Here is a 16,444-nt window from a genome sequence, read left to right on the forward strand (position 1 = left end):
CGGGTGGAGGAGGAATACAGCTTTCGTACAGGCCGCTGGAAAAGCCTGCCCGCATGGGCGATCTCATCGAAAACGTCGTCGTGGCCGGCGGCGGGCGCGACGCATGGACCGCGGCCGTCCGCCTGGCCGGCGCACTGGGCGGCACCGTCCGCATCACCGTCCTCGACCCGGCACCGGGCCCCGGACCTGCGGGAATCGAGGCAATCGAAGCGGCCCGGCTCGCCCCCGGCGTCCAGCAGGCGCTCTTCGACGGCACCGGGGTCCTGGAGCGCGAGTGGATGCGCGCGTGCGACGCCTCGTTCGACGTCGCCACGCGGTACGTCAATTGGCGCACCCCGCACGCGGCGAGTGCCGTGCCGCACATGCTCGCCAGCGGATGGGCCGACCAGTTCTACCGCCCGTACGCGGAAATGCCGCTGTGCGAGGACGTTCCGCTGATCGACCACTGGCGTACGCGCCGCCATCACGGCGAGACGCTCGAACCGTTCGACTACGCGTGTTTCCGCGAGCCCCCGCTCATGGACGCGCGGAAATCACCGCGCTGGCTGGACGGGCGTGCCGCACTTCCCTACGGCTGGCACGCCGACGCCCATTTGTTCACCGCGTTCCTACGGAAACTGGCGACCCGTACCCTCGGCGTGCGGCGCATCACCGGCGTGCCGCAGTCCGCCGAACGCGACGCACAGGGAATGCTGACCGCACTGCACACGACGGACGGCCTGCGCGTCGAAGGGGATTTCTTCCTCGACTGCACCGGGGAACAACGCCTGCTGATGTCCGGCATCCTCGACGAACCCTTCGTTCCCGCACAGGACGCATTGCTGTGCGACAGCGCCGTCGTCGTCACCACCCCCCATGACCCCGCGGCCGGCATCGAGCCGTACACCACCCTCGTCGCCGTCCCCGAGGGCTGGGCCTGGCGCACGCCGCTGGCCGGCCGCGTCGTCACCGGACTCGTCCACGCCGGGGACCTCACCGGACCCGACCGGGCCGCCCGGCGCCTGTGCGCGCTGTGGGGGCCCGACCCGGCCCGCGCCACCGTGCGCCACGTGCGCCTGGCCACCGGCCGCAGCCACCGCTCCTGGGTGGGGAACTGCGTCGCGCTGGGCGCCGCCTCGTACGCCCTGGAACCGCTGCCCGGCGCCGGCCCGGCCGACGTCCTGGGCGCCGTGGACCTGCTGGTGCGCGACTTCCCGGCCATGGCCGGCCGCGAGGCCCCGGCCGCCCGCTTCGAGCAGGCCCTCGCCGAACGCTTCGCCCGCGCCCGCGACCTGGCCCGCCTGCACTACGCCACCGGCCCCCGCACCGACGCACCCCTGTGGCGCGCCCAGCAGGCCCTGCCGCCCTCGGCCGCCCTGGCCGGGAGCACGGCCGCCTACCGCGCCGGTCTGACGCCCGCGCCCGACGAACTCCCGTACTACGCCCTGCTCGCCGCCGCGGCCACGAGCCGCCCGGCCCCCTGCCCCCCGCTCGCCCACCGCCCCGACTCCCGCCGCGCCGCGCAGGAGCACTTCAGCCGCGTCCGGCGCCAGCAGCGCATCCTGCTGGAGACCCTGCCGTCCGCCGACGCCTACCTGCGACGGCTGCACGGCCTGCCCTCCCGGCAATTCCCGCTGCTGCATGAAGCTGCCACGATGCTCGGTTCCGGCGGTGGCTTCGCCCTAGCCTGACCGGCGACCTACCTCGAGGGAGCCGTGATGACCCGACTGGCCGCCGCTGCGACGGACGACATATCCGTGACCTTCCTCCTCGTCCTGGCGGCCGGCGTCGCCCTCGGCGTCATCGTGCTCGGTGTCTCCGCCGCCTCGCGCCGGCTGCTGGGCATCAGAGTGGGGCCGCTGCGCGCCTTGTCGGCCGGTCTGGTGGGGCTGGCCATGCTCACCGTCTCCGGGGAGGTGATCCGCGGCGAGGACAACCGCGGCGTGCTGACCTTCCTGCAGTTCGCCCTGTCCCTCTTCGCCGCCATGGCCGCGCTCGTGCTCGCCGAGGTCTTCGTGCCGCACGGCAGCTGGGCCCGCCCACTGCAGGCGGTCCGGGGCCTGGGCGACCGCCTGGCCCGGGTGCGCCGCTACTCGCAGATCAGCCGGATCTTCGTCCGGCACGGGCTCGGCCGGCTGGCGCGCGGCCGCTCCGGCTGGGAACGCGCCCTGGAACCGGGCGAGTTCGGCGAGCGCTCCGCCCGCTCGCTGCGGCTGGCGCTGGAGGAGTGCGGCGGTGCGCTCATCAAGCTCGGCCAGGTCCTGTCCACCCGGCGCGACCTGCTGCCGCCGCACTTCATCGACGAGCTCAGCCGGCTGCAGTCCGACGTGCCGGCCGCGCCCTGGCCGGAGGTGGAGGCCGTGCTCCGCAAGGAGCTGGGCAAGCCCGTCGACGAGGTCTTCGAGTGGATCGAGCACGTGCCGCTGGCCGCCGCCTCCATCGCCCAGGTGCACCGCGCCCGGCTGGCCGGCGGGCCCACCGTCGCCGTCAAGGTGCAGCGTCCCGGCATCCGCGAGACGGTCGAGCGCGACCTCGACATCGTGCTGACCGTCAGCCGGGGCCTGGCCGCCCGGGCCCGCGCGGCCCAGGCCATGGGCCTGCGGGAGCTGGGCGACGGTTTCGCCGAATCGGTGCGCGAGGAGCTGGACTTCCGCGTCGAGGCCCGCAACGCCAGCGCGGTGGCGGACGCCTGCGACGGCCATGCCCCCGAGGCGCCGGTGCGCATCCCGCGCGTCTACTACGAGTACACCTCGGCCCGCGTCCTGGTGCAGGAGTGGCTGGACGGCGTCACCCTCGACCGGGCCGGCAAGCTGGCCGACCGGGAGGGCTGGGACCGCGAGAAGCTGGCCCGCAGCGCCTTCGACGCCATGCTCCACCAGATTTTGCGCGTGGGCACCTTCCACGCCGATCCGCACCCGGGCAACCTGCTGCTGCTGACCAGCGGGCACATCGGCATGCTGGACTTCGGCTCCGTCGGCCGGATCGACCCCTCCGTGCGGCTGGCCATCCAGGAACTGCTGATCGCCGTCGACCGCGGCGACCCGGCCGGGTTGCACGACGCCCTGCTCAGCCTCCTGGGCACCCGGGCCACCACCGACGACGAACTCATGCCCGACCCGCTGCTGCTGGAGCGGGAGCTGGGGCGCTTCATGGCCCGGCACCTGAGCGCCGGGGCCCAGCCCGACACCGAGATGTTCACGGCGCTGTTCCGGATGCTCGCGCGGTTCGGCCTCGCGGTGCCGCCCGAGGTGGCGGCCGTCTTCCGGGCCCTGGCCACCGTCGAGGGCACCCTCACCCGGCTCGCCCCCGGCTTCAACATGCTCGAGGAGGCCCGTTCCTTCGCCATGGCGATGCTCACCGACCGCCTCGGGCTCGGCGGCCGGCGCGGCACCCCGGGCGGGCCGGGCGCCGAGCGGGCGGCCGGGTTCGTCCCGCCGGCCTTCTCCTCGCTCGCGCAGGGCGCCGCGCAGGAGTTCCTCTCCGTCCTGCCCATGCTGCGCCGGCTGCCCCGGCGGGCGGAGCGGATCAGCGCCTCCTTGGAGGAGGGGCGGCTGGGCGTACGGGTGCGGGTGCTCGCCGACGAGCGGGAACGGCGCTTCGTCTCCGGCCTGATCCACCAGGTGACCATCACCCTGGTCGCCGCCTGCACCGGGCTGATGGGGGTGGTCCTGACCGTCTTCGGCACCGGCCGCGGCCCGCGCCTGACCAAGGAGCTGGAGCTCTTCCCCGTCCTCGGCTACCACATGCTCGCGGTCAGCGCGATCCTCATGCTCAGGGCGCTGTACACGGCGATGCGGCGGCCCGCCTGACCGGTGCCGCCGCCCCTCGCCCCGCGGTCCTCACCACGTCACCGGCAGCTCCACCAGCGGGCGTACGACCACGTTCTGCTGGTAGCGCAGCTCGGCCGGGTCCACGGCCAGCCGCACGTCCGGGAAGCGCTCGAAGAGCCGCCGGGCGGCGATCTCGGTGATCACCTTGGCCAGGTGCGCGCCGGAGCAGTAGTGGATGCCGAAGCCGAAGCTCAGGTGGGCCGGCTTGGGCCGGTCCAGGTCGAGGCGGTCCGGGTGGTGGGGGAACTGCGCGGTGTCACGGTTGGTCGACATCACGCAGATCACCACGACCTCGCCGGCCGGGATCGTCACCCCGCCCAGCTCCACCGGCTCGGTGGTCACCCGCTGCAGGGCGTTGCCGATCGGGCTCACGTACCGGATCAGCTCGTCCATCGAGGCGCCCCAGCGGCCGGGCTCGGCCAGCAGCCGCGTGCGCTCCGCCGGATGGGTCAGCAGCGCGGCCAGCACCCCGCCCACCAGGCTGGCGGTGGTGTCGTTGCCACCGGTCATCAGCGCGAAGCCGGTGGAGAGGATCTCGGTGGGGGTCAGCCGCCGCTCCTCGTCCGCGTGGATGAGCGCCGAGAGCAGGTCCTCGCCCGGCTCGCGCTCCTTGCGGGCGATCAGCTCGGACATGTACCGCGACAGTTCCTGGATGTTGCGGTCCAGCGCCCCCGAGCCGTCGGTGGGGGAGTACGTGCGCAGCGCCGCCGACCAGCGCAGGAAATCCGGCCAGGCGTCCGCCGGCACGCCCATCAGCTCGGCGATGGTGATCACCGGCAGCGGATCGGCGTACCCGCCGATCAGATCCGCCCGGGGCCGGCCGGCCAGCTTCTCCAGCAGGTCGTCGGCGATTTCCTCGACGCGCGGCCGCAGCGCCTCCGCCCGGCGTGGCGTGAAGGCGAAGCTGATCGCCCGGCGCAGCGGGGTGTGGCGCGGCGGCTCCAGGTTGGCCAGGTGGTTGGCCTCCTCCGGCGGCGGCGTCATCGTCCGCCCGGTGCGCTGCGACATCAGCCGGTAGTGCACATGGATGTCACGGCTGAGCCGCGGGTCGGCGAGGGCGGCCTTGGCGTCGTCGTACCGCGTGACCACGAAGGCCCGGCTGCCGTCCGGAAGGGACAGCTCGCGCACGGGGCTCTCGCGGCGCACGTATTCCAGGACCGGATACGGATTCTGGGTGAACTCGTTCGTCAGCATCCAGTATTTGGAGAGGGTCCGGGTGCCTGTCATGCGCGTCCTTCCGAGCGTCGCCACGGGACGTGTCCCATCGCCGGAACGCTAGGCGCGCTCTGCCGATCGGTGCAGGCGCGCATCGAAAAGTTCGATGCGCGCTGGGGGCGCCGCTCGCCTACCCGGAACAATCTCTGCCGTTTGGCAGATGTGGCTCCATCGGCCCGCTTCTAGTCTCCATTTCACCGTCCGAGGTCGAACACCGTGGGGAGTGTGAGTCGTGTGACCGCGACTGTTTCCACCAAGCGCGCGATCGCCGCCCGAGCAGTCGGCGTAACGAAGCTGTACGGAGAGGGAGAGGCACAGGTGGCCGCCCTGCGAGGGGTGAGCGTCGACATCACCGCCGGTGAATTCACCGCGGTCATGGGCCCCTCCGGGTCCGGCAAGTCGACGCTGATGCACAGCCTGGCCGGCCTCGACACCATCACCGAAGGCGCGGTCTACATCGGCGACGCCGAGCTCAGCGGGATGTCCGACAAGGAGCTCACCAAGCTGCGCCGCGGCCGTATCGGCTTCATCTTCCAGCAGTTCAACCTGCTGCCCACGCTCACGGCCGAGGAGAACATCCTGCTGCCGCTGAAGATCGCCGGCCGCAAGCCCTCGCCCGACTGGTTCGACCGGGTCGTGGAGACCGTCGGCCTCGGCCAGCGCCTGGGCCACCGGCCCACCGAACTCTCCGGCGGCCAGCAGCAGCGCGTCGCCTGCGCCCGCGCCCTGGTCGGCCAGCCGGAGGTCATCTTCGCCGACGAGCCGACCGGCAACCTGGACTCCACCTCCGGTGCCGAGGTGCTGAAGTTCCTGCAGCACTCGGTGCGCACGCTGGGACAGACCATCGTCATGGTCACCCACGACCCCGTCGCTGCCTCCTACGCCGACCGCGTCATTTTCCTGGCCGACGGCCGGATCGTGGACGAGCTGCGGGAGCCCACGGCCGACGCCGTCCTGGACATGATGCGCACCCTCGACGTCAAGGGCCGGTGACCGGCGTGCTGAGCGCAACACTCAAGAGCCTGCTCTCCCGCAAGCTGCGGCTGCTGCTGTCGGGCCTGGCCGTGGTGCTCGCGGTGATGTTCGTCTCCGGCGCCATGGTCATCAAGGACACCCTCGGCCGCTCCATCGACGCCCAGTTCGCCGGCGCGTACGACGACATGGACCTGCACGTCGCGCACAAGCCCAAGATCGAGGCGGGGGCCGCCGACGATGCCGCGGTCATCCCCCCGGCGGACGCGGCCACCGTCGCCCGCGTGGCGGCCGTCGGCGGCGTCGGCAAGGCCTACGGCCTGGTCAAGGCCGAGGGCGCCCGGGCCCTGGGCAAGGACGGCAAGCTCGTGCCCTCCACCGGCGGCCCCCGCTACGGCGAGGCCTGGCGCGGGGAGAGCTCGCTGCTGAAACTGCGCGAGGGCCGCGCCCCGCGCACCGAGGACGAGGTCGCCGTCAACGCGGCACTGGCGAAGAAGGCCGGCTACCGCGTCGGCGACCGGATCGGGGTGCTCACCAGCGAGCCCCGCCAGTCCTTCACCGTCGCCGGCATCTTCGGCTACTCAGGGGAGCGCGACTCCATCGGCGGCGAGCAGACCGTGGCCTTCACCGAACCGGTCGCCCAGCGCCTGGTGCTCGGCAAGGCCGGCGGCTTCTCCGGCATAGCCGTCGACATCGCCCGCGGCACCTCCGCCGACGGCGTCAAGGAGGCGCTGGACAAGCAACTCGGCGACGACTACCAGGTCGTCACCGCCGAGGAGCTGGCCAAGAAGGACTCGGAGAAGTCCCGCGGCATCCTGGACATGATGAACACGCTGCTGCTCGGCTTCGCCGGCGTGGCGGTCCTGGTGGGCATCTTCCTCATCGTCAACACCTTCTCCATCATCATCGCCCAGCGCCTGCGCGAACTCGCCCTCCTGCGGGCCATCGGCGCCAGCCGCAAGCAGATGATCGGCTCGGTGCTGCTCGAATCCTTCGTCGTGGGCCTGGTCGCCTCCGCCGTGGGCCTCGCCGCCGGCATCGGCATCGGCGCGGCCGGCGCGGACATGCTGGCCGGTACGACCGACGGGCTGAAGGTCGCCTCCCTCGGGGTGCCCACCGGTGCCGTGGTCACCGCCTTCGCGGTCGGCATCGTCGTCACCGTGCTCTCCGCCCTCTTCCCGGCCCTGCGCGCCTCCAAGGTCCCGCCCATCGCGGTGATCCGCGCCGCGGCCGTGCCCGACGGCAAGCATCGCAAGCAGACCTGGACCGGCGCGATCCTCCTCGGCCTCGGCGTGCTCCTGCTCGCCCTCGGCCTCTTCGGCTCCAGCGGTATCGGCACCATCCTCACCGGGGTGCTCCTCGCCTTTGTCGGCATCGCCCTGCTCACCCCGCTGATCAGCCGGCCCACGGTGTGGGCGCTCGGATCGCTGTTCGCCCGGTCGGTGCCGGGCGAGCTCGGCCGCGCCAACTCCGCCCGCAACCCGCGCCGCACCGCGGTCACCGCCTCGGCGATGATGATCGGCGTGGCCCTGGTCACGGCCATCAGCACGGTCGCGGCCTCCTCCGAGAGCAGCATCTCCAAGGACATCTCCCAGGACCTCAAGGCCGACCTGGTGGCCATGGGCGACGGCGGATCCGCCGGCTCGGCGGCCATCGACCCGGGCGCGCTCACCCGCGCGGCCCAGGTGCCGGGCGTCACGACCGTGGCCGCGGCGATGTTCGACACGGCCACCGTGGGCAAGGACACCGCCACGGTCGCCGGCTGGCAGGACTGGGCCAGCGCCCGTAAGGTCCTCGGCCTGCGCACCCAGGACGGCAACATCGACACCCTGGCCGCGGGAACGGTCGTGATGAACGCCAAATCCGCCGAGGACCACGGCGTCAAGGTCGGTGACCGCATCACCGTGCAGCTGCAGCGCGGAGAGGCGCACACCTACCGCCTCGCCGGCACCTTCCACGACTCCGGCCTCGCCAACAGCGTGGTCGTGCCCTTCACCGACGCCCAGGCCGGCTTCAAGGCCAAGCTGCCCTCGCAGGCGTTCTTCGAGCTCGCCGGCAACGCCGACGTCTCCGAGGTCCAGCCGAAGATCGAGCAGCTGCTCAAGGACAGTCCCGAGGTCTCCGTGCAGACCAAGGGCCAGGTCATCGAGAGGTTCAGCAGCGGATTCGCCATGATGCTCACCATCGTCCAGGCGCTGCTGGGCGTCGCGATGCTGATCGCGGTCCTCGGCATCGTCAACACCCTGGCCCTGTCCATCCTCGAACGCACCAAGGAAATGGGCATGCTGCGGGCCATCGGCCTCAGCCGCGGCCAGACCGTCCGCATGATCATGACGGAGTCGGTCGTGATCTCGCTCTTCGGCGCCGTCCTCGGTGTCGTCGTCGGCGCAGCCCTCGGACTCGCGGTCGCCCACGCGATGAAGGACCAGGGCGTCACCGAGCTCGCACTGCCCTGGGGCCAGATGATCGCCTACCTCGTCGGAGCCGCCGTGGTCGGCGTCATCGCCTCCATCGCGCCCGCCCGCCGCGGGGCCCGGCTGAACGTCCTGACCGCCATCAGTCACGGCTGACACCACGCGCCGCACCCCACGAAAAAGCGCCCCGGCAACGAAGGTTGCGGGGGCGCTTCGGCGTCTTCGGCACACCACCGACGACCGGACGGCAGCTTCCTGCATCATCCATTGCCCCCGGTGCCCAACCGATGTGACATGGAGGCGAATTCACGGCCCCGCATCCGGCCACCGGCAACACCGCGAAACCGGTCGGGGCCCGCTCAAGACAGGGGGCCAGATGCACGAGCGGGAGTTCCGGGCTTTCGTGTCCGTGGCGGAGATCGGCAGGATGGACCAGGCCGCAAAGGTCCTGGGCTATTCGCAGCCCGCCATCAGTTACCAGATCAAGTGCCTGGAGCAGATGCTGGGCACCAAACTCTTCGTCCGCGATTCGACGGGAGCCCGGCTCACCCGTGAGGGGCGCATGATCCTGCCGTCCGCCAGGGCCGTACTGGCCCTGATCGACAGCATGAAGGGAGTATGCGCGGCCTGAGACGGCGCGGCCTGGCCGGCAACCTCAGCCCGCCAGGCCGCTGTCCCACACCCAGGCCGCGATACCGACCCGATTGCGCACGTCGAGCTTGCGCTGAATGTTCGCGACATGCGTCTTCGCGGTACCGGCCGAAATGAACAACTCGCTGCCGATCTCCGCGTTCGTGAGCCCCTTCGCCACCAGCCGGGCGATCTCCGTCTCCCGCTCCGTCAGCGCCTCCAGCGGCTGCGCCACCTCCTTGGGCGACGGGCTCTGCAGGTGCTTCAGCAGCCGCACCGTGATCGACGGGCTGATCATCGTGTCACCGGCCACCGCCGCCCGCACCGCCTCCACCAGCAGCGCCGGACCCGACCGCTTCAACAGGAACCCGCAGGCACCGTTGTGCAGCGCCGTGTGCACGTATTCGTCCAGGTCGAAGGTGGTCACCACCACCACCCGCACCGGATCGGCGACACCGGGGCCGGCCAGCCGGCGGGTGACCTCCAGACCGTCCAGGCGCGGCATGCGGATGTCGGCGAGCACCACGTCCGGGCGCAGCCGGACGGCGAGTTCGACGGCCTGCAGGCCGTCCGCCGCCTCGCCCACCACCTCCATGTCGGGCTGCGAATCCAGAATCAACCGGAAACCCACACGAACGGCTTCCTGGTCATCGGCGAGAAGTATGCGAATGGTCACGGTGAGCACCGTATCCGCAGAAAGCAGCGGCCAACCACCGGACCGTATTCAAAGATTCTCAACGGGCTTCGCCACCCCATTCGGCCACTGACAGCATCAGGACGGATACAACTCCCCTCCGGAACCAGGTGAGTGAAAGTGGTGAGTGCTCGTGGCTCACGCCGCAAGACGTAGAGCGCTGGTGGCGACCGCGGTGACCGCGGCGCTGTCCGGCACGCTGCTCGGGGCGCAGGCCCCCGGAGCGGCCAGGGCACCGGCCGGTGCCCCCTCGAAGGTGGCCCTGCCCCGCACCGCACCCGGCGGCCCGACCGCCCCCGCCTGGCCGGAGGGCACCTTCGACGCCGCCCCCGCGGCCGCCGGCGGCGGCCCGGCCGCCCCGGCCCCCGCCGGGCCCGCGGACGCGGCCACCCTGACCGACCCACGGCCCGAACTGGCCGCAGCCCCGCAACAGGGCGCCGTGGCCTACGAATTCGTCCTCGGCGCCGGCGAGACGCCCCGCAGCGGACAGGTCACCTCCTCCGGCTGGCTGCCGGCCCCCCGCTGGCGCATACCGGCCGGCCTGCTCAAGGACGGCGCCACCTACCGCTGGACCGTACGCGCCAAGGACCGCTCCGGGCGGGCGGGCACGGACGCGCCCGCCCGCACCTTCACCGTCAACGAGCGGCTCGGTGCCGCCGCCCCCGGCGGCCCGGTGGCCACCGACACCCTCGGCCCCGTCACCGTGGGACTGGCCACCGGCAACGTCTCGATGTCCGTCGCCACCCCGCAGGTGGCCACCGGCAGCGGCCCCCTGGGCGCCACCTTCACGTACAACTCGCAGGCGGCCGCCGCCTCCGCCGGACTGACCGGCAGCTACTACGCCGGGGACGCGGACGGCGGCATCGGCGCCCACGAGAAGCCGGCGGCCCGGCGCACCGACGCCCGGGCCGACTTCCGCTGGGACGCCGAACGGGCGCCCTATGACGGCGCGCAGGCCGGCGCCGCGTTCCGCGCCCGCTGGAGCGGCACGCTGCGCGTGCCCGCCGACGGCCGCTTCCGGCTCGGCGGCACCTACGACGGCGGCGTACGGATCCTGATCGACGGCAAGGCGGTCCTGGACGACTGGGCCGGCAAGGGCGCCGGCGACAAGGTCGCCTACGGGCGCACGGTCACGCTCAGGGCCGGCCACGCGTACGACCTGACGGTCGAGTACCGCCACCGTGCAGGCGGCGGCCACGCCGCCCTGTGGGCCACGGCCGCGGGCCACAGCGCGCCGGTCCCGGCGTCCTGGCTCCAGCCGTCGGCGGCGATCCTGCCGCCCGGCTGGACGGTCACCCCACCGCCCGGCTCCGCGTCGGGCGGCTCCGGCGCCGCCGCCCTGCCGGGCGGCTTCGCCGCCGCAGCGGGCGCGACGCCGGGTGCGGCGGCCGCCGCGGTGATCGGTGCGGCGATCGGCGCCGGAGGCCCGGCGGGCGGCAGCCCGGGTACGGGCCAACCGGGCGGCTCCGCCGCGGGGCTCGGCACTGCCGCCCTGCCGGGCGCCGCCGCCGGCGCGGGGGCGCCCCAACCGGGCGCTGCAGCCCTGGGCTTCGGGATCGCCGCCCCGACGGCGGGAGCGGCTGCCCCGGTCGGCTCGGCTGCCCGGGCCGGCCGCCCGGCCGCGGGCCGGGTCACCGACGCCTCGGCGGGCGCGGCTGCCTCGGCCGGGCGGTCGGGCTCCGGGACCGCAGCCGGCACTGGCGCCGCCGCCGGCCGTACCGCCGGCGCCTCGCCGCAGGCGCTCGGCGCCGACTCCGGCGGCGTCGTCTTCCACTTCGCCGGTGAGCGCGAGTGCGCCCCGGGAAGCGGCGCCCCCGCCGGGTACCTGTGTGCCGTCTCCGTGCCCGGTGCCGGCGACACGCATCTGTTCTACCGGGACGGCAAGCTCGTCCGCATCGTCAATCCCGGCGACGAGACCACCGACCTCGGGTTCTCCGCCGACCACCGGCTCACCTCCGTGCGGCCTTCGCTGGTCATGGACTGGATCGCCGTGGACCGCGGGCGGCGCGACACCGACGCCGCGGCGTACCGCATCGAGTACGCCGCCGGTTCCGCCGCCGCGACCTCGCTGACCGGGCCCGACCCCGAGGGCGTGTCCGGTCGCGCGGACCGGCGGCCCCATCACGCATACCGCTACGCCGGTGGGACGGCGGAGGTCGCCGTCGCCGGTGCGACCGGCCCGCAGGGCTGGAGTCGCAAGGTGACGCAGGACGCCGCGGGCCGGGTCGCCGCCGACACGGACGCGACCGGGCGCACGACCCGGTTCGCCTGGACGGCCGCCGACCAGCCGTCCTGGCGGGAGGACGCCGCCGGCCGGCTGACGACCACGGTCTACAACGAGGCCGGCATGCCGGCCGGTGCGTACGGGCCGGGGCCGCGCAGGTGCTTCGGCGAGGACCTGCGCCCGCTGAGCCCGGCCCCGGAGGGCTGCGCGAAGGTGCCGGCGCAGACGACCGCGCTGGACCCGGCGGGGATGACCACCGAGCGCGCCGACTCCGACGGGGTGCCGCGCCTGGTGACGCAGACCCGCCTGGACCAGACCGGGATGCCGGCCGCCCTGGTCACCGACCCGGAAGGGCTGGCCCTGACGACCCGGTACGAGTCGGAGGCCTCCGGCCGCCCGGTCGCCGAGATCGCGCCGGACGGCACCCGCAAGTCCTTCGCCTACTACGGGGCGGGGGAGAGTGTCGACAACCCCTGCACGAAGCAGGACGATCCGGCCCCGCAGCGCGGCCTGCCGAAGTCGATCACGCTGCCGGCGTCGGCCACCGGCTCGGCGCGCGTGGAGAAGTTCGTCTACGGATCGCGCGGCCTGCCCGTCGCGGTGAACTTCGCCGGCCCGGACTGGACGTGCGTGCAGTACGACGCGCGCGGCCGGATCAGCCGGATGTCCATGCCCGGCAACCCCAGCCTGCCGGCGTGGACCGTGACCTACGACAGCGCCTCCGGCGGCGATCCGCTGACCGTGAAGGCCGTGCAGCACGACCACTTCATGACCAACACCGTCGACCTGCTGGGCCGTGCCGTGCGCTACACCGACGGCGTGGGCACCCGCACGGAGACGACGTACGACCGGGCCGGCCGCATGGTCCGCCAGCGGGTGACCCCGCCCGGCGACGGTGACGCGGCGCAGGTGGAGGAGGTCCGCCGGGACGCGGCGGGCCGCACGCTCGCGGTGGCGCTGGACGGCAGGACGCTGGCCACCGCCGAGTACGACGCGGCGGGCCAGGTGCACCGGGTGCGCTACGGCAACGGCTCCGCGCTGGGCGTGGAGCGCGACGAGGCCGGCCGGATCACCGGCAAGAACTGGACGCTCGCCGACGGCACCGCGCTGCCCGCGCGGGTGACCCGCTCGCAGTCCGGGACGGTGGTGGCGGAGTCGGTGCCCGGGGCGGAGCCCTCCGCATTCCGCTACGACGCCGCGGGCCGCCTCGTGCACGCCCGCATCGCCGGCCACGAGTACGACCGCGACTTCACCTCTCCCGCACCCGCCGAGTGCCCCAAGGGCACCCGGGCCAACGCGGGGACCAACGGCAACGTGGTGCGCACCACGGAGCGCACCGCCAAGGGCACCACGGTCACCGGCTACTGCTACGACGACGCCGACCGGCTGCTCGCGACCACCGGCGAGAACCCCCTCACCGGCACGACGTACGCCCTCAACGGCCACCTCACCGGCTACACGGCCGCCGGCACCCGGCAGACCCAGCGGCAGGACGCCGCCGAGCGCTACCTCGGCGCGGGCGTGACCGGGCCCGGCGCGGCGGACGTCGTCTACACCAAGGACATCGCCGACCACGTCATGGCCCGCACGGCCACCACTGCCAAGGGCACCGACCGGCAGCTCTACGGGCACACCGACATGGCCAGGACCGCCCCGGACCTGGTGCTCGGCGCGGACAAGCGGCTGCTGACCCGCGTGGTGGAGCTCCCCGGCGGGGTCCTGCTCTCGGCGAGGCCGGCCGCGGCGCGCGGCGCCGGCCGGACCACCTGGAGCTACCCGACCGTGCACGGCGACGTCTTCCTGACCGCCGGGGACGACGGCCGCCGGACGGGCGACGTCTACCGGTACGGCCTGTACGGCGAGCCGCTGCGCCCGGACGGCAGCACCGACCCGCAGCACGTGCCGGACAACCTGCCCGGCGACTTCGACTACGGATGGCTCGGCCGGTACCAGGTCGGCACCGAGCACCAGGGCGCGTTGTACAACGTCGTGCTCGACACCCGGGTGCTCAACCCCTCCTTCGGCCGGTTCTCCGCGCCGATCGCTGCCGGACCCTTCCTCAACCCCTACGAGTACGCGGCCGGCGACCCGGTCAACCACACGAGCATCAACGGCTACAGCCTGGACGTGGAGCAGGAATGACGACGACCATCCGCACCGATCTCGACCTCGACCAGTCCTTCACCGACGCCTCCGTCGAACTGCTGGAGCACCACGGCAGCCGCCTGGTGCGCGTGAGCCCGCGCCACGACGGCGACCACCGGGCGTGGTTCACGGCCAACGCCGCCGCCCTGCGGTCGGCGATGTACCGGCACGCCGCGGTGATGGTGAAGGGCAGCGGGCTGGCCGAGCAGGCCGAACTCGCGCAGATCGCCGAGGAGATCGGCGGCACGACCCTGGAGTACAACGAGCGCTCCACCCCGCGCAGCCGGGTGACCGGCAAGGTGTACACCTCCACCGAGTACCCCGCCGACCAGAGCATTCCGCAGCACAACGAGAGCGCCTACTCGCGCAACTGGCCGCACAACGTCTTCTTCTTCTGTGCGCAGGCCGCCGCCACCGGCGGCGAGACGCCGGTCGCCGACAGCGCCGCGGTGCTCGAGCGGCTCCCGGCCGACCTCGTCGCCCGGTTCGAGGAAAAGGGCGTCCTGTACACCCGCACCTACCGCACCGGCATGGGCCTGTCCTGGCAGGAGGGCTTCCAGACCGACGACAAGGCGCAGGTGGACAGCTACTGCGCGACCCAGGGCATCGAGACGGCCTGGGACGGGGACCTGCTGCGCACCCGCCAGCGGCGCCCGGCCACCGCCGTCCACCCGATCACCGGCCGGAAGGTCTGGTTCAACCAGGCCCACCTCTTCCACGTCGGCGCCCTGCCGGAGGCCGTGCGCGAGGGCCTGCTGGAGATCTGCGGCGAGGACGGGCTGCCCCGCAACGCCTACCTGGGCGACGGCACGCCGATCACCCAGGACGAGCTGGCCGCCATCCAGGGCGTCTACGCCGAGACGACGCTGGCCGAGCCGTGGGACACCGGCGACGTGCTGATGATCGACAACATCCTCACCTCGCACGGCCGCCGGCCCTTCACCGGCGAACGCAAGGTGCTCGTCGCGATGACCCAGCGCGAGGCGTGAGATGACCCTCACCGCCACGACCGTGCCGGCGGGCACAGACCTGGCCGGCACGGACCTGACCGATCCGCAGACCTTCCTGCGGCCCAAGGAGGAACTGCGCGCCCTGTGGCAGCGGTTCCGCACGGACAGGCCCGTGCACTGGCACCCGGTGGAGGGCCGGCAGGTGCCCGGGTTCTGGGTGCTCTCCCGCTACCACGACGTGATGGCCGTCTACCGGGACAACAAGAACTTCACCTCCGAGCGCGGCAACGTCCTCGCCACCCTCCTGGAGGGCGGCGACTCCGCCGCCGGGCAGATGCTGGCCGTCACCGACGGCCGGCGCCACCGGGAGCTGCGCAACCTGCTGCTCAAGGCGTTCGCGCCGCGGGTGCTGCAGCCGGTGGTCGACGGGGTCCGGGCCCGGGCCGACCGGCTGGTGCGCGAGGCGGTGGCCCGGGGCGAGTGCGACTTCGCCCGGGACGTCGCCGAGCACATCCCGATGGCCACCATCGCCGACCTGCTGGGCGTGCCCGCCGCCGACCGCAGCTACCTGCTGTCCCTGACGAAGCAGGCGCTCAGCTCCGAGGAGGCCGGCCAGTCGGCCGAGGAGGCCGTGGTCGCCCGCAACGAGCTGCTGCTGTACTTCTCCGAACTGGCCGACGAGCGCCGGGAGGACCCCCGCGAGGACGTGGTCAGCGTGCTGGCCACCGCGCAGATCGACGGGGAGCCGCTGACCGAGCAGGAGATCGTCTTCAACTGCTACAGCGTCATCATCGGCGGCGACGAGACCAGCCGGCTGTCGATGATCTGCGCGCTGCACGAGCTGATGCAGCATCCCGAGCAGTGGCGCCGGCTGCGCAGCGGGGAGGTGGAGGTGGACACCGCCGTCGAGGAGGTGCTGCGCTGGGTGACCCCGGCCATGCACTTCGGCCGGCGCGCGGTCGCCGACGTGGAGATCGGCGGTCGCACGATCCGGGCCGGTGACGTGGTCACCCTCTGGAACAGCTCCGCCAACTACGACGAGGAGGTCTTCGCCGACCCCGGCGTCTTCGACCTCGGCCGTACGCCCAACAAGCACGTCTCCTTCGGCTACGGGCCGCACTTCTGCCTCGGCGCCTACCTGGGCCGGGCCGAGATCCACGCGCTGCTGACGGCGCTGCGCACGCACGTCGCCCACGCCGAGCCGAGTGGATCGGCCCGGCCGATCCACTCCAACTTCCTGCACGGCTACAGCAGCCTGCCCGTCCGTCTGCATCCGGCCGGGTAATCCCCCTTCCCGAGCCCACCGGACGCATCCCGGCGCGTGCCCCGCCTTCCCGGCGGGGCACGCGCGTTTTTCGTTCCTGTACAGGTCGATGCGAATTCTTCGATGG

The 16,444-nt window shown here is 73.1% G+C and carries 10 protein-coding genes; 8 read left to right on the forward strand and 2 right to left on the reverse strand.

Annotated elements, in window-relative coordinates; all coding sequences use genetic code 11:
• Positions 1 to 53: 53 nt before the first annotated feature.
• Together AB0K17_RS13890 and AB0K17_RS13895 are read left to right on the forward strand one after the other, a co-directional pair.
• Positions 54 to 1,670 carry a tryptophan 7-halogenase gene (locus AB0K17_RS13890; RefSeq protein WP_365983090.1) on the forward strand — a complete coding sequence of 539 codons (1,617 nt, stop codon included), beginning with the start codon at positions 54 to 56 and terminating at the stop codon, positions 1,668 to 1,670.
• 27 nt (positions 1,671 to 1,697) lie between these two features.
• Positions 1,698 to 3,788, forward strand: a complete 2,091-nt coding sequence (locus tag AB0K17_RS13895) for an AarF/UbiB family protein (RefSeq protein ID WP_365983091.1) — start codon at positions 1,698 to 1,700, stop codon at positions 3,786 to 3,788.
• 30 nt (positions 3,789 to 3,818) lie between these two features.
• On the opposite strand, the gene AB0K17_RS13900 is transcribed toward AB0K17_RS13895, so the two are convergent.
• Positions 3,819 to 5,036 (reverse strand): cytochrome P450, encoded by a 1,218-nt coding sequence (locus AB0K17_RS13900; protein WP_365983092.1) that lies wholly within the window; start codon positions 5,034 to 5,036, stop codon positions 3,819 to 3,821.
• A gap of 222 nt (positions 5,037 to 5,258) precedes the next feature.
• Here AB0K17_RS13900 and AB0K17_RS13905 point away from each other — a divergent pair, with 222 nt between their 5' ends.
• From AB0K17_RS13905 to AB0K17_RS13915, 3 genes are all read left to right on the forward strand, one after another.
• The gene (locus AB0K17_RS13905) at positions 5,259 to 6,017 is read left to right on the forward strand and encodes an ABC transporter ATP-binding protein (RefSeq protein WP_365964390.1); all 759 of its coding nucleotides are present in this window, start codon (positions 5,259 to 5,261) and stop codon (positions 6,015 to 6,017) included.
• Between the two features lie 5 nt (positions 6,018 to 6,022).
• Positions 6,023 to 8,566: an FtsX-like permease family protein gene (locus AB0K17_RS13910; protein WP_365964389.1), complete on the forward strand. Its 2,544-nt coding sequence runs from the start codon at positions 6,023 to 6,025 to the stop codon at positions 8,564 to 8,566.
• A 220-nt stretch (positions 8,567 to 8,786) separates the two neighbouring features.
• Positions 8,787 to 9,041 carry a LysR family transcriptional regulator gene (locus tag AB0K17_RS13915; protein WP_344433786.1) on the forward strand — a complete coding sequence of 85 codons (255 nt, stop codon included), beginning with the start codon at positions 8,787 to 8,789 and terminating at the stop codon, positions 9,039 to 9,041.
• Between the two features lie 24 nt (positions 9,042 to 9,065).
• Here AB0K17_RS13915 and AB0K17_RS13920 read toward each other — a convergent pair whose 3' ends face one another.
• Positions 9,066 to 9,716 (reverse strand): response regulator transcription factor, encoded by a 651-nt coding sequence (locus AB0K17_RS13920; protein WP_365964496.1) that lies wholly within the window; start codon positions 9,714 to 9,716, stop codon positions 9,066 to 9,068.
• A gap of 151 nt (positions 9,717 to 9,867) precedes the next feature.
• Here AB0K17_RS13920 and AB0K17_RS13925 point away from each other — a divergent pair, with 151 nt between their 5' ends.
• The 3 genes from AB0K17_RS13925 to AB0K17_RS13935 are packed head-to-tail and all read left to right on the forward strand — an operon-like array spanning position 9,868 to position 16,338.
• Positions 9,868 to 14,100 carry a PA14 domain-containing protein gene (locus AB0K17_RS13925; protein ID WP_365983093.1) on the forward strand — a complete coding sequence of 1,411 codons (4,233 nt, stop codon included), beginning with the start codon at positions 9,868 to 9,870 and terminating at the stop codon, positions 14,098 to 14,100.
• Complete coding sequence (locus AB0K17_RS13930) at positions 14,097 to 15,092, forward strand: TauD/TfdA family dioxygenase (protein ID WP_365964387.1); 996 nt, start codon at positions 14,097 to 14,099, stop codon at positions 15,090 to 15,092. Before AB0K17_RS13925 ends, AB0K17_RS13930 begins: the two co-directional genes overlap by 4 nt.
• Position 15,093: 1 nt before the next feature.
• Complete coding sequence (locus tag AB0K17_RS13935) at positions 15,094 to 16,338, forward strand: cytochrome P450 (protein ID WP_365964386.1); 1,245 nt, start codon at positions 15,094 to 15,096, stop codon at positions 16,336 to 16,338.
• The last annotated feature ends 106 nt before the right edge of the window (positions 16,339 to 16,444 follow it).

The sequence above is a fragment of the Streptomyces sp. NPDC049585 genome, assembly GCF_040675615.1.
GTDB classification, from domain to species: Bacteria; Actinomycetota; Actinomycetes; order Streptomycetales; family Streptomycetaceae; genus Streptomyces; species Streptomyces luteosporeus.